Source organism: Pseudomonas sp. MM211, assembly GCF_020386635.1.
GTDB lineage: Bacteria > Pseudomonadota > Gammaproteobacteria > Pseudomonadales > Pseudomonadaceae > Aquipseudomonas.
Genome location: NZ_CP081942.1, coordinates 2841689 through 2854863 on the forward strand (window position 1 = coordinate 2841689; position 13175 = coordinate 2854863).

Genomic DNA, 13175 nt, shown 5'->3' on the forward strand with positions numbered 1-13175 from the left:
TTGCTGGTCTCAGTTGTGTCGGCTCTGGCGCTCCATTAACGTCCTGGAAGCTGCGTGTCTGCCGGAAACGTTGCAGACGCAAAGCCGCAGTCGATGCCGCCATTCGATGAGTACGATTTCACCGCGCTCATGGTGATGGTGGATCAGCCGTTGGTACTGGGTAACCCGTTCGTTCAGTCAGGAGATACGACCATGCCTTACGTCAATATTCGCGTCACCAATGAAGGTGTCACGCCCGAGCAGAAGAAAGCGTTGATCAAGGGAACGACCGAGCTGTTACAGCAGGTACTGGGGAAACCCCCGATCTCGACGTTTGTCGTAATTGATGAGGTTGAAACGGAGAACTGGGGCTGGCAGGGGCAAACAATCGCGCAGCTAAGGGAGGAGGAAAAGTCAGGCAAGTCTTGAGTTCGTTCCGACCAAGATAACGACTATCCCCTTCGAGGGAGCACTTGCATCCAGCCGGCCTTTCACGGTCATGAGCTTTAGCGCAAAAGCTCATGACCCGAAGCTATTCGAGAATGACCGAGATGAATTTCCGGGGCTAACCGGTGTTCGTACTCCGCTCAATATCTCCGCCAGCCGCTGATCTTGTTCTCTGCGGGTGCCCCCAATCAGCCCTCTTATCGATCATTCACGGCCGCGTGCGCAGGTAAAAACTGGTAACAGTGAGGCTTCTGGCTAACTACCGTTTGTATGTTAGCGTTGTTTTCGGCCGTATTTTCCGAAACATTCAACGGTAGTCAGCGACTCATATGACCCAGGATTCAGCCCCAGAAGAATCAGCTAACAAGCCTGTTGGTGGGAACAAGCGCGTGCGCTTGTCCGCGGAGCAAAGGCGCCAGCAGATACTCGATGCCGCGCTGGTGGAGTTCAGTAGCGTGGGCTTCGAGGGCGCCACGGTGGAGCGCATCGCACAACGCGTCGGCCTGACCAAAGCGGGGCTTTACGCGCACTACGCCAGCAAGGATGCGATTCTCGAGGCGCTGTTCGTCACTACGATTTTCTCTCCGTCGATCCAGAGCCATTGGCAGTGGGTCGAGGGCGCTTCGCTGGAGGAGACCGTCGACCGGTTTCTCGATATGGCCTACTCGGCTATTGGTGACCCCCAGGCGAGCGCGATATTTCGCCTGCTCATCACCGAGAGCGGCAGGTCGCCGGAGCGGCTTCGCAGTTGGCACGAGCATATCCTGCTGCCCCATGCCACGCGCCGACAGGCCGAGCTCGATGAGTGCGTCGCCAAGGGCGTGATCCCGGATAACGCCGTATCGAGAAACTTCGCCATGGCAACCTCGCCTGTGGTCATCGCCTTGCTCACCCAACTGCTGTTCGGTGAGGAACTGGCCGAGCAGGAAGTTGCCAGGATTCGAAGTGCGCATAGAGAAATGCTGCTGATCCTGTTCGCCCGGCGAGGCAACTGATGGGATCTGTTCACCCTCTGCGGGTTGCCTCCCGCCCCCTGTTGTTGGCTTCGCTCATCCTGCTTGGCGCCTGTGCCAGCGTACAACCCGAGCCGGCGCAGGTGCCTTTCAGCCTGCCAGCGGGTTTCGTCGCTGCCGATCAGGCCGGCTATTCAACGGAGGATTTCTGGTGGCGCGACTTCGCTGATGCGCGGCTCGATGCCTTCGTGAGCACCGCGCTGGAGAAAAATCCGGGGCTGGCCCAGGCGCTGGCTCGCTCACGCATGGCCGAAGCCCAGGCGCGCCTGAATAGGGCCGACCAGTTGCCGCAGGTCGGCCTCGCTGCGGGGCGCGCGCGGCAGCGTCAGAACCTGCCGGATATCACCGGCGAGAATGCGGCGGTCATCGGCAACAACTACGACGTTGCACTGGACGTGAGCTGGGAGCTGGATCTCTGGGGGCGCCTGTCGGCGCTCACCGCCTCGGCCCGCGCGGACTACCTGGCCAGCGCCGAGCAGTTGCGCGGCGTGCGTCAGTCTGTGGCGGCGCAGGCGGTGCAGCTGTATTTCGAGATCGTGCATGCTCACGCGCAGGTCGACCTTTCCGAGCGAACCGTCGAGGCGCTGGGTGAAATGGCCCGACAGATCAATAACCGCGTCAGCATCGGCATTACATCGCCGGCTGACGGCATGCTCGCCGACGCCAATCTGGAGTCGGCACGTGCAGGGCTGGAGCAGCGCAGAGAGTCGCTGGCACGCAGCCTGCGACAACTACAGATTCTTATGGGGGAATACCCGTCGGGCGATGTCGAGACCGCGCTGGCGCTACCGCCGGTTCCCGCAGCCCCGGCCAGTGGTTTGCCGGCCGAACTGTTGGCGCGCCGCCCCGATGTTCGCGCCGCCGAACTGAATCTGTTGAGCGCCGGCTATCAACTGGGCGCAGCGGAGCGTTCCTTTCTTCCATCCCTGTCGCTGACCGGTTCCGCCGGCTACAGCGGCAGCGAGTTCGCCCAACTGTTCAACAGCGGCAACCTGATCTGGTCGATTGCCGGCAGAGCCTTGCAGCCAGTGTTTCAGGGTGGCCGCCTGGTCGCCCAGGTGGACATCGTCGAAGGACAGCGCGATGAGGTGCTGAATGCCTACGCCGAAACGGCCCTCGTTGCGCTCTCCGAAGTCGAGACTGCGTTGGCCGTCGACTCGCTGCTGACAAGCCGGGAACGCGCACTGGAAGCCTCGGCAAGTTCGGCAGAGGACGCGGTAACGGTCTCGCTCAACCGTTACCTGCAGGGCATCGATCCATTCCTGAATGTGCTGGAAAGTCAGCAACGCGCCCTCGATGGCCGCAGCGCGCAGATCACCGCGCGACATGCTCGCCTGGAAAATCGCATCGCCCTTCATCTCGCCCTGGGCGGTGGTTTCGAGGATGCATCGCCAACTGCCGCTGCTGCCACCACACCGCCCATTTCGCCGACCGCACCATGACGATAAGCACAGCCATGAACCGATATTGCCGTAGCACCCTTGGTGCCCTTGCCCTGCTGAGCCTCGCGGCTTGTGGTGACAAATCCGAACCCAGCGAGCCGCCAGCCGATCAGCAGCAGGCGAGTGACACGCGCGCTACCAGCGTCAATGTGGTGGCTGTGGAGCGCCGCCAGTTGCAAGCCTGGGTCTACAGCCAGGGCACGGCGCGGTCGAGGCAGCGCGAATTCCTGACCTTCACTCAGCAGGGTGTCGTCTCCCATGTCGATGCGAAGCTGCGCGTGGGGATGCCGGTGAAGGCCGGTCAGTTGATCGCCCATCAAGCCCCCGAACGGGTAGAGGCCGATCTGCAGGCTGCCAAGGCTTCCCTTGCCGAGGCGCAGGCGAGCCTCAAGCTCGCGGAAGTCACCCAGAAGCGCTACGAAACCCTGATCGATCAGCGCTCCGCATCCCAGCAGGAGCTCGATGAAGCCAGGGTGCAGGTGCAGCAGGCCAAGGCCGTGCGTGACAACGCTCGCGCCGAACTCGCCCAGGCGCAGCTGAGCATCGATGAATCGCGTCTGGTGTCGCCCATCGATGGCGTGCTGGCGCGGCTCAATATCGAGAAGGGCCGCTACTTCATGCCCAATACCGTACAGGCCGACACCGAGCAGAATGCCTTGCGCACGGTGCCTGCCATGGTCATCGACCCGGATCGTTTCGAAGTGCGGGTCGATCTGCCTTCCTACAACTTTCGGCAGATCACCACCGGTGCTCGGGCAGTGATCGGCGAGAACGCCTCGGTTGCCGGGCAGGACGTCGACCCCACCAAGGCCAAGAATCGGGTCGACGGCCAGGTCTATGCCATCAGCCCCTCGCTCGATCCGGAGACGCGCACCTTCGAGGTGATCGTGCACACCCAGGGCAATGAAACCGGCCTGCAGGACGGTGAGTTCGTCGCCGTCTGGATCGCCGAGCCGAGCGTCGACGATGCGCTGGTCGTGCCTCTGGAGGCGCTGCGTTTCCGCAATGACCAGGCGTTCGTGTTCGTCGCGGACGAGGACAAGGGAACAGTCAGCGAGCGCCGCGTTGAGCTGGCTCAGCAGTCCGGCGATTACCGGGCGGTAACGGCTGGGCTGGAGATCGGCGAGCTGGTGGTGACCGATGGCCGTGCGGCCCTGAATGACGGGCAGCAGGTTCGCGTCATCGGCGCGGGCGAGCCTGCGCCATGAGTACCGGGAGCACGGGCGACGAGCCGCGTTTGGCCGCTGACAGCGCGCCGCTCGAGAGCGACGACGTACGCAACGCGCATCCGTTGGCGCGTTTCTTCTTCCTGCAGCCGATCTTCGGGATTCTGCTGGTTGCGACCCTGCTGCTGGGTGGCCTGATGGCGTACTCGCAACTGGTCAAGGAGTCCCTGCCGGATCTGAACATTCCCCAGGCGACCATCACCACCACCTGGCCGGGCGCTGATCCGCTGACCATGGAGGAGCAGGTCACCGACATCATCGAAGATGAAGTGACCACGCTGCAGGGTGTACGCCGCGTCGACAGTGCCTCGTTCGATTCCTTTTCGATCATCTCGGTGGAGTTCGAAGCGTCTGCCGACCCGCTCGACGCGATGACGCGTCTGCGTGCCGCGGTCGCCGACGCCGAGGCGGAGCTGCCCGATGACGTCGAACGCCCGACGATCAGCCAGGCGTCGGTAGACGATCGGCCCATCTTTACCTTCACCCTGCATGGAGCCGCCGGCTCGGCGACCATGAACGAGCAGGCGCGGCGTATTCAGGACACGCTCGAGCGGGTGCCCGGCGTCAATGAAGTGGACATCGGCGGTGAGCGCGAAGAGATTGTGCAGATCCTGCTGCGCCCCGAGCGATTGCTCGCCCTCGGCCTGTCCCCGGCCACGGTGCGCAACGCGGTTCAACAAGCCAATATCGAACAGCCTTTTGGCGAAATTCGCAGCGACAGCATCGGTGCGGTAGTGCGTCTGGAAGGGCGCTTCCGGGATGTCGCCGACTTGCGTGCGCTGCCTGTCGCACGCCTCGGTGGAGCAGGCGCCGGGCGTGCCGTGCGGCTCGACGAGATCGCCTCGGTCAACCGCATGCAGGAAACCGAAACCAGCCGCGCCTTCTTCGCCGACCAAGGCGGCGATTTCGAGCCGTCGCTGGAAATCTCGGTGCGCAAGTCGCCGGGTGCCGACACCGTCAATCTGGTCGAAACGCTGCACGATACCCTGGCGCGGATGGAGCAGGACGGCGCCTGGCCGGTGGGCCTGGAATACACCGTCACCCAGGACGAAGCCAAGCAGATCTGGAAGGCGCTCTCCGAGGTGTTCGTCAGCGCTTTGCAGACTATGGCCATCGTGTTCGTCATCCTGCTGCTGACCATCGCCTGGCGCGAGGCCGTGGTGGCCGGGTTGTCGGTGCCAATCACTTTCGCCGGTGTGCTGCTGGCCATTCTGGTCATGGGCTACTCGCTCAACGAGCTGGTGGTGATCGGCATGGTCATCGCGCTGGTGATGATCATCGACGTGTTCATCATCCTCATGGAAGGGCTCCATGACGAGATCTACGTGCAGGGCAAAACCTTCGGCCAGGGCGTGCTGGCTACGGTCAAACGCTACGCGATGCCGGCATTCGCCGCGCAGCTGACGACTATTTTGGCCCTGGCGCCGCTGATGTCCATCGGTGGCACGGTGGGTGAATTCATCCGCGTGCTGCCTGCCACGGCGGTGGTCTGTCTGGTGATTTCCTTCATCGTCGCCATGCTCTGTTCGTTGCCGCTGTCACGGGCGCTGCTGGGCAAGCAGCGCAAGCCGGACAGCACGCAGAAACAGGGCCTGTCCGACCGGGTGACGAGCAGGGCCGTGAATGGCCTGGAAAGCTGGAATGCCCGCTGGGTGGTGCGCAGCCGCAAGCAGTCATGGCTGTGGGTATTGGCTGCCATCGCGCTGTTCATGGTGTCGATAGTGGCGTTCACCCAGGCGCGTATCGAGCTGTTCCCGCAGTCCGATGGCGAGCGTCTGGGGATCAACATCGAGCTGCCGCCTACCGCGCAACTGGCGACCTCTCAGCAGGTTGCCGACGAGGTGGGCGAGATTCTCAGGCGCAAACCCTATTTCCAGAGCGTGGTGAAGCTGGTCGGCCTGAAGAGCCCCTTCGCTGGCGGCTCCATGGCCTCCAACCTGCAGCCGAGCGAGGCGGAGAATTTCCTCGGTTTCTCGGCGATCTTTCTTCCCCGTGAAGAACGTGAGACCGACTCCTACGTATTGGCCGAAGAGTTGCGCCGCGAGCTGACGGCCTACCTGCAGGACAACGTCGCTGCCGCGCAGCTGCTGGTGGTGCCCGAAGCCAGTGGTCCTGGTGCCGGCGACCCGATCGAGATTCAACTGCTCGGTGCCGACATGGACGAGCTGCTCGTTCGCTCGCGCGAGGTGCAGGCCTTGCTCGCCGAAATCGCCGGCGTCGTCGACGTGAGGGATAACATCGGCATGCTAAAACCGCAGTTGGCGCTGCGGCCAGATCGCGAAGCCGCCAACTTCTTCGGCATTGGTCATGATGACCTGGCATCGCAGATCCGCATCGCCTTCAGCTCCGATATCGTCGGCACCTTCGTCACCGCCAGCGACACCGACAACATCGACATCCGCCTTGGCACCGAATGGCCCAGCCGCCCGGGCGAGGCCGGAGGGCCGCACAACACCGAGGAGCTGTCGCGGGTTCGCGCTTTTACCGAAGAGGGTTCTTCCATCGCCCTCAACCAGTTGCTCACACCGGTGCAATCGGAAGCGGCGATCGCGATTTCCCACAGCAATGGCGAGCGCGCGCTCACTGTCATGGCCAAGAACGAAGGGCGCACGGTTGGCGAGATCATGGCCGAGGCGGGGCCTCGCCTGGCCGACCTGCAGGCGTCCTGGCCGGATGGTTACCGTGCCGTGGTGGGTGGTGAGTCCGCCGATACCGCCGAAACGTTCACCTCGGCGCTGATCGCCATGCTCATCGCCGTGGTGCTGATCGTGGGTGTGCTGGTCATCGTGTTCAGCAGCTTCCGCCAGGCCTTCATCATTTTCGCCACCATGCCGCTGGCGATCATCGGCTCGGCGCTGGGCTTCTGGGCGTTCGATATCACCTTCTCGTTCTTCGCGATGATCGGCCTGGTGTCGCTGATCGGTATTGCCATCAACAACGGCATCATCATGGTCGACACCATGAACGGTTACCTGAAGGAGGGCATGTCCATCGCCGAGGCTGCCGCAGCCGGCTCCGCTCGACGTTTGCGCCCGCTGCTGACCACCGCCGTGACCACCATCGTGGGCCTTGTGCCGCTGGCCGTCAGTAGTGCGTTCTACCGGCCGCTGACGCTGGTGATCATCTTCGGCCTGGTTTCCGTCTCGATGCTCGCGTTGATCGTCGTACCGGCGTTGTACTTGTTGCTCACCCCCAAGAATGCCGGGCAGCCGGTGTCATTGGACTAATCCCCGCGAGGACGCGGATACGCCGCAACGTAGCCTGGCGTTGAGCGAAGCGATGCCCAGGATTGCGATTCCCGAGTATCGCTTCGCTCAACCCGAGCTACGGCGCTCAAGCAATCCACCACGGTGCGGGTCGCCGGGATTTGCCATGTGCGCCGTTGCCGGACAGAATCGCGCGCCGACCTGGCGCCATGTGCCGGCTCGCCCATGGTGAAAAGAGGCTGCAGTTGAACGAACAAACCTTGTCCATGCGCCTGGAGCGCGTGGCAGCACATGTGCCAGCAGGTGCACGGTTGGCGGATATCGGCTCGGATCACGGTTACCTGCCCGTCGCGCTGCTGAAGCGTGGCGTTATCGCGGCAGCGGTGGCCGGCGAGCTGGCCTTGACGCCGTTTCAAGCGGCCCAGCGTAGCGTGCGCGAGAATGATCTGGGCGCGCAAATCACCGTGCGGCTGGCCAATGGGCTGGAGGCGATTGAGCCAGAAGACCGTATCAACGCAGTCAGCCTCTGCGGCATGGGCGGCGAGACCATCCGCGACATCCTCGAGAGCGGCAAGGCCCGGTTGAGTGGCGAGGAACGTCTGATCCTGCAGCCCAACGGCGGCGAGCAGCCGCTGCGCCACTGGTTGATGGAAAACGGTTATCGCATCCTCTGTGAGGACGTGCTGCGGGAAAACCGCTTCTACTACGAGATCATCGTCGCCGAGCGCACCGGGCCGGTGCTGTACAGCGCCGAAGAACTGTACTTCGGCCCGCTGCATCTACGAGAACGCAGCCCGGTATTCCTGGCCAAGTGGCAGCGCCTGTTGCAACTGAAGCAGCAGACGTTGAGCAATTTTGCCCAGGCGCGGCAAAGCGTGTCTGACGAGAAGGTACGAGAGCTCGCCCAGCAGATCCGCTGGATTACTGAGCTGCTGGCATGAGCCGGGCAAAAACTGTCTGCGACGTAGTCTGTGGTTGAGCGAAGCGATACTCAGGACGACGATCCCCGGGTAGCGCTGCGCTCTACACCGGGCTTCGGGGGCGAATTACACCGATGCGAATATCGTCAGATCCGCGTCCTGAGTCATCCGAGGGCTTTCTGCCTGGCCGTCGTTGATGGATAAAAATACGGATTCTTTACGCTTGCGTGACGTTTATAAGTCGATTTCTACGTGAATCCCGTCAATAATTTTCATGCGGCTTAAACCTCTCCCTTCGCAGAGCGTGAACGGCAGCAGTTCCAGGCCTCATCTGGAATAACCCAGCCCATCATTGAGCCAGACCTAAACCCTCATGTTCGAATTATTCAGCGGGCTAGACGCCTGGTTGGCGCTTAGCCTGGCACTCGCCTTGCTCTTCGTCCTTACCTTCGAATTCATCAATGGTTTCCACGATACGGCCAACGCCGTCGCGACGGTTATCTACACGAAAGCCATGCCGCCAAACCTGGCCGTCGTCATGTCGGGCATATTCAACTTCTTCGGTGTTTTGCTCGGTGGTGTGGGGGTGGCTTACGCCATCGTGCACCTGCTGCCGGTCGAGCTGCTGATCAACGTGAACACCTCCCATGGCCTGATCATGGTGTTCTCGCTGCTGGCTGCGGCGATCACCTGGAACCTTGGTACCTGGTACTTCGGCATTCCGGCCTCCAGCTCGCACACGCTGATCGGCTCGATTCTCGGCGTAGGCCTGGCCAATGCAATGCTCACCGACATTCCTCTCGCTGATGGCGTGAACTGGCAGAAGGCCGGTGACATCGGCCTGTCGCTGATCTTCTCGCCAATCGCCGGTTTCATTGTCGCCGCGCTGCTGTTTCTGGCGCTCAAGCACTGGATGCCAACGCCGAAGGTGCACAGCACGCCAGTCACCCGTAAGGAAACCAAAGGCAAGAACAAACCGCCGTTCTGGAACCGCCTGGTGCTGATCGTTTCGGCCATGGCCGTGAGCTTCGTGCATGGCTCCAACGATGGGCAAAAGGGCATCGGCCTGATCATGCTGGTGCTGATCGGCATCGTGCCGGCCAAGTTCGTTCTCGACCTCAATAGCACCACCTACCAGATCGAGCGTACCCGCGACGCGGCCATCCATCTGGGCGAGTTCTACCAGCGCAATGCGCCGACCCTGAACGAGTTCCTGGCCCTGGGTAAAACCGGCAACAGCGAACTGCCCAAGCAATTCCGCTGCGATCCGAAGCTCACCGAACTGACCATCACCACGCTGCTCAAGACCCTCGACGGCGTGAAGGACTACCACAGCCTGAGTGAAGAGAAGCGCATCGATATCCGTCGCTACCTGCTTTGCCTCGATGACTCGGCCAAGAAAGTCGGCAAGCTGGAAAACCTGCCAGCGCGTGAGAAGGCCGACCTCGACAAGCTGCGCAAGGATCTGACCGCGACCACCGAGTACGCGCCTTTCTGGGTGATCATTGCCGTGGCCCTGGCCCTGGGGATCGGCACCATGGTCGGCTGGAAACGCGTGGTGAAAACCGTCGGCGAGAAGATCGGCAAGCAGGGCATGACCTATGCCCAGGGCATGAGCGCGCAGATCACAGCCGCCTGCGCGATTGGGCTGGCCAACGTCTACAGCCTGCCGGTGTCCACCACCCATGTGCTGTCATCCGGGGTTGCCGGCACCATGGTCGCCAACCGCAGTGGCCTGCAGGGCAGCACCATCAGCAACATTCTGCTGGCCTGGGTACTCACCTTGCCCACCTCCATGGCGCTGGCTGCAGGCCTGTTCTACGGCGCGACGCTGATCTTCAGCTGATAGCGCTGCTCCCGAGAACGCGGCGCCTGCCAAGCAGGCGCCGCGTTTTTGCTTCTGGGCCTTGCAACACGATCCACCCATCTCCCCGCGGTAAGCCGCGTCGCTTTCAGCGAAACAGTGCCGTTAGGCTGAATAGACGGTCGTGCCCGAACGAATCGGCGTACGCTGCTGCCAGCCCACGCAACACGCCGCTTCGGCTGTTGATGGTTTCCGTCAATACGCGCCGAATCGGTCAGGTCATTTCATGACAAGCTCAGACAACCCGCCCATCGCCTTCCATCTAGGGCCTGATGCCGGGAGCGATTGGTCGGCTGCCATGCTCGAACACCATGGGTTGTATTGCCAATTCGATGAGGCGCACATAGCACGCTCATCCGCGCAGAGCTGGCACCTGGGTGATATCGGTGTGACCCGTGCTGACCTCGTGTCGCTTGCGTTGGTGCCCGCAGGCGAAGAACAGGGCTCATGGCAAGGCCAGTGGCTGTACCTGAAGCTGATGACCGGCGGGCGCGTCGATATCGAACAGGGCGGAAACACTCACCGGTTCACTGCCGGTAGCATGTTCTTCATCGACCCTGAACGCAGTTTCCACGAGTCGTTTGCCGAACGTGGGCAAATGACCATACTGCGCATTCCCAAGGGCATCCTGCGTGAGCGGGGCTTGATGCACTCGCTGCGCTCGCCGGTCATCGCCGATATGGGCTCAGCGGACACTCGGGCCATTCGCGACCTTATTCAATGCATCGCGCAGCAGCATGTCGCTCCTGGCCCGGCGGTACGCAAGCTGATGGGCCGACAGTTACTGGAGCTGGTCGATAGCATGCTGGGTGGGGCAGGGGACAAAGCCCGGCCGCGCAGTGCCGACGCCGTTCTGTCGAGAGCCCGGCGGCACATCCATCTGCATCTGGCAGATCCACGCCTCGACTGCACGGCGGTCGCCGAAGCGGCGCACGTTTCGGTCAAGCATTTGCAACGCTTGTTCAGGGAGCAGAACACCACCCTGATGCGGCATGTATGGAGTGTTCGCCTGGAGCATGCGCAGCGGCTGCTGACGTCCACCTCCGTGCGGCCAAGCGTGCAGGATGTGGCCTGGAAATCCGGCTTCGCCACTGCCTCGCATTTCAGCCGTGCCTATCAGGCGCAGTTCGGCATCTGCCCTTCGCAAGTCGGCGCTGCCAGGTAAGAGCACCCAGCTACTCGCCTGATCATCGATAGCGCCTCCCATGCATGCAACAGGCGCCCTGCAGGTAACGGTTGTGCGCGGAGCCGGCTCTAGAATCGATCGCGTCTTCACCGACCGATCCATTCCATGGCCAGCGTCATGACGCCAGCCGCTTCCTTTCGTTGCTCACCTGTTCGGCAGTCGTTCATCGCGTCCGCTGCAACGGTGCATAGGCCTATTCGTGAACAATCATTCCTGCATGGCCGACGACGCAGACTTTGCTCGTCAGGTTGAAGAGAACCAGTTTCGACAGAAAACCAACCTTCGCACCGCATACGATTACATCGTCTGCGGCTCCGGCACTTCGGGCTCGGTGGTTGCCCGGCGCCTGGCGGAAAATCCGGACGTCCGTGTCCTGCTGCTCGAGGCCGGCGGCAGCGATAACGTACCCAGCGTCAGCGATGCCAGCGTGTGGTTCACCAATCTGGGCGGTGAGCGCGATTGGCAATTCGTGGCGCAGCCCAACCCGCACCTGCACGGTCGGGAGATGCCCCTTTCGATGGGCAAGGTGCTGGGCGGCGGCGCCTCGATCAACGTGATGGTCTGGTCTCGGGGGCACAGCAGCGACTGGGACTATTTCGCCAGCGAGTCCGGCGACCCGGCCTGGAACTACCAGTCGACGCTGGCCACTTACCGGCGCATCGAGAACTGGCAGGGCACTCCAGATCCATTGCGTCGAGGCACGGGCGGCCCGGTGTTCGTGCAACCTGCGCCCGAGCCCAATCCGGTCGCGCCTGCCATGCTGGCCGCAGCGGCAAAGCTCGGGATGACAGTTTACGACGACCAGAACGGCGCGATGATGGAGGGGCCTGGCGGTGCGGCACTGACCAACGTGTGCCTGAGTGACGGGCGCCGACGCTCGATATTCCGCAGCTACGTGTTCCCGTTGATGGCGCAGCCGAACCTCACGGTTTTGACCCATGCACACGTCTTGCGTGTGCTGTTGGAGGGCCAGCAAGCGGTCGGCGTGGAAGTGCTCTACGAAGGTCGTGTCATCCACTTCAGTGCCGAGCAGGAAGTGGTGCTGTCGTTAGGGGCGATCAACACGCCCAAGGTTCTCATGCTGTCGGGCATCGGCGATGCGCAGCAGCTTGCCAGGCACCAGATCGAACCCGTGCAGCATCTGCCGGGAGTCGGTCAGAACTACCAGGATCACATCATGGTTTCCGGCTGTATCTGGGACTACGAACAGGCTCACGCGCCACGCAACAATGCCGGCGAGTCGACGTTCCTGTGGAAAAGCAACGCCGCGCTCGACGTTCCGGATATTCAGACCTTTCTCGCCGAGATCCCCATTGCCACGCCCGAGGCGCAGGCCATGTTCCATCCGCCGGCTGCGGCGTGGTCATTGCTGCCAGGCTTGGTGCGACCAAAAAGCAGAGGGTCGATCACCCTAACGGGCGGCGGCGCCATGGATCCGCTGAAGATCGACAGTGGAGCGCTCAGCGAGCCGGACGATCTGCAGGCCTTGGTGCGTGCGGTCGAGTTGTGCCGGGAGATCGGCAACAGCGAAACCATGCGCCCCTTCGCAAGACGCGAGGTGATGCCCGGGCCGTTGCGCGGAGCTGCGCTCGAGGCATTCGTGCGCAATGCGGCGTCGACCGTGTGGCACCAGTCATGCACGGCGAAGATGGGTACGGATGCCTTCTCGGTGGTCGACGCACAGCTGCGTGTCTACGGCATCCAGCGTCTGCGCATTGCCGATGCTTCGATCATGCCACGGGTCACCACCGGCAATACCATGGCGCCCTGCGTGATCATCGGCGAGCGCCTGGGCAGCCTGCTCACCGCCTAGCCCTACGCGCCTCGCAACGCTCTGCAGTGCAGAACCGAAGCGAGGCCGCGCGACTAAATAGCTCCTTCAACAGCCCGAT

At 62.4% G+C, this 13175-nt stretch carries 9 protein-coding genes; all 9 read left to right on the forward strand.

What is annotated here, in order from left to right; translation table 11 throughout:
* Positions 1 to 192: 192 nt before the first annotated feature.
* On the forward strand, positions 193 to 408 hold the full coding sequence (locus K5Q02_RS12995; RefSeq protein ID WP_225839678.1) for a tautomerase family protein: 216 nt from the start codon (positions 193 to 195) through the stop codon (positions 406 to 408).
* A gap of 407 nt (positions 409 to 815) precedes the next feature.
* Positions 816 to 1421, forward strand: a complete 606-nt coding sequence (locus K5Q02_RS13000; protein ID WP_225831092.1) for a TetR/AcrR family transcriptional regulator — start codon at positions 816 to 818, stop codon at positions 1419 to 1421.
* Entirely contained in the window at positions 1421 to 2881 is a 1461-nt protein-coding gene (locus K5Q02_RS13005; RefSeq protein WP_225831094.1) for an efflux transporter outer membrane subunit, read from the forward strand. The genes K5Q02_RS13000 and K5Q02_RS13005 overlap by 1 nt, the downstream gene beginning before the upstream one ends.
* 14 nt (positions 2882 to 2895) lie before the next feature.
* Positions 2896 to 4089, forward strand: a complete 1194-nt coding sequence (locus K5Q02_RS13010) for an efflux RND transporter periplasmic adaptor subunit (protein ID WP_225831096.1) — start codon at positions 2896 to 2898, stop codon at positions 4087 to 4089.
* A complete protein-coding gene (locus K5Q02_RS13015; protein WP_225831097.1) occupies positions 4086 to 7334 on the forward strand; it encodes an efflux RND transporter permease subunit in 3249 nt (1082 codons plus the stop codon). Before K5Q02_RS13010 ends, K5Q02_RS13015 begins: the two co-directional genes overlap by 4 nt.
* Before the next feature lie 224 nt (positions 7335 to 7558).
* Positions 7559 to 8254: a tRNA (adenine(22)-N(1))-methyltransferase gene (locus K5Q02_RS13020; protein WP_225831099.1), complete on the forward strand. Its 696-nt coding sequence runs from the start codon at positions 7559 to 7561 to the stop codon at positions 8252 to 8254.
* A 352-nt stretch (positions 8255 to 8606) separates the two neighbouring features.
* Entirely contained in the window at positions 8607 to 10079 is a 1473-nt protein-coding gene (locus K5Q02_RS13025) for an inorganic phosphate transporter (protein WP_225831100.1), read from the forward strand.
* Positions 10080 to 10323: 244 nt separating this feature from the next.
* Positions 10324 to 11262 carry an AraC family transcriptional regulator gene (locus K5Q02_RS13030; RefSeq protein WP_225831102.1) on the forward strand — a complete coding sequence of 313 codons (939 nt, stop codon included), beginning with the start codon at positions 10324 to 10326 and terminating at the stop codon, positions 11260 to 11262.
* A gap of 238 nt (positions 11263 to 11500) precedes the next feature.
* Positions 11501 to 13096, forward strand: a complete 1596-nt coding sequence (locus K5Q02_RS13035; protein WP_225831104.1) for a GMC family oxidoreductase — start codon at positions 11501 to 11503, stop codon at positions 13094 to 13096.
* The last annotated feature ends 79 nt before the right edge of the window (positions 13097 to 13175 follow it).

Bases quoted from the DNA above. Each gene is read 5' to 3' on its own strand.
- K5Q02_RS12995 (WP_225839678.1), top strand. From the start codon at position 193: ATGCCTTACGTCAATATTCGCGTCACCAATGAAGGTGTCACGCCCGAG.
- K5Q02_RS13005 (WP_225831094.1), top strand. From the start codon at position 1,421: ATGGGATCTGTTCACCCTCTGCGGGTTGCCTCCCGCCCCCTGTTGTTG.
- K5Q02_RS13010 (WP_225831096.1), top strand. From the start codon at position 2,896: ATGAACCGATATTGCCGTAGCACCCTTGGTGCCCTTGCCCTGCTGAGC.
- K5Q02_RS13015 (WP_225831097.1), top strand. From the start codon at position 4,086: ATGAGTACCGGGAGCACGGGCGACGAGCCGCGTTTGGCCGCTGACAGC.
- K5Q02_RS13025 (WP_225831100.1), top strand. From the start codon at position 8,607: ATGTTCGAATTATTCAGCGGGCTAGACGCCTGGTTGGCGCTTAGCCTG.
- K5Q02_RS13030 (WP_225831102.1), top strand. From the start codon at position 10,324: ATGACAAGCTCAGACAACCCGCCCATCGCCTTCCATCTAGGGCCTGAT.
- K5Q02_RS13035 (WP_225831104.1), top strand. From the start codon at position 11,501: ATGGCCGACGACGCAGACTTTGCTCGTCAGGTTGAAGAGAACCAGTTT.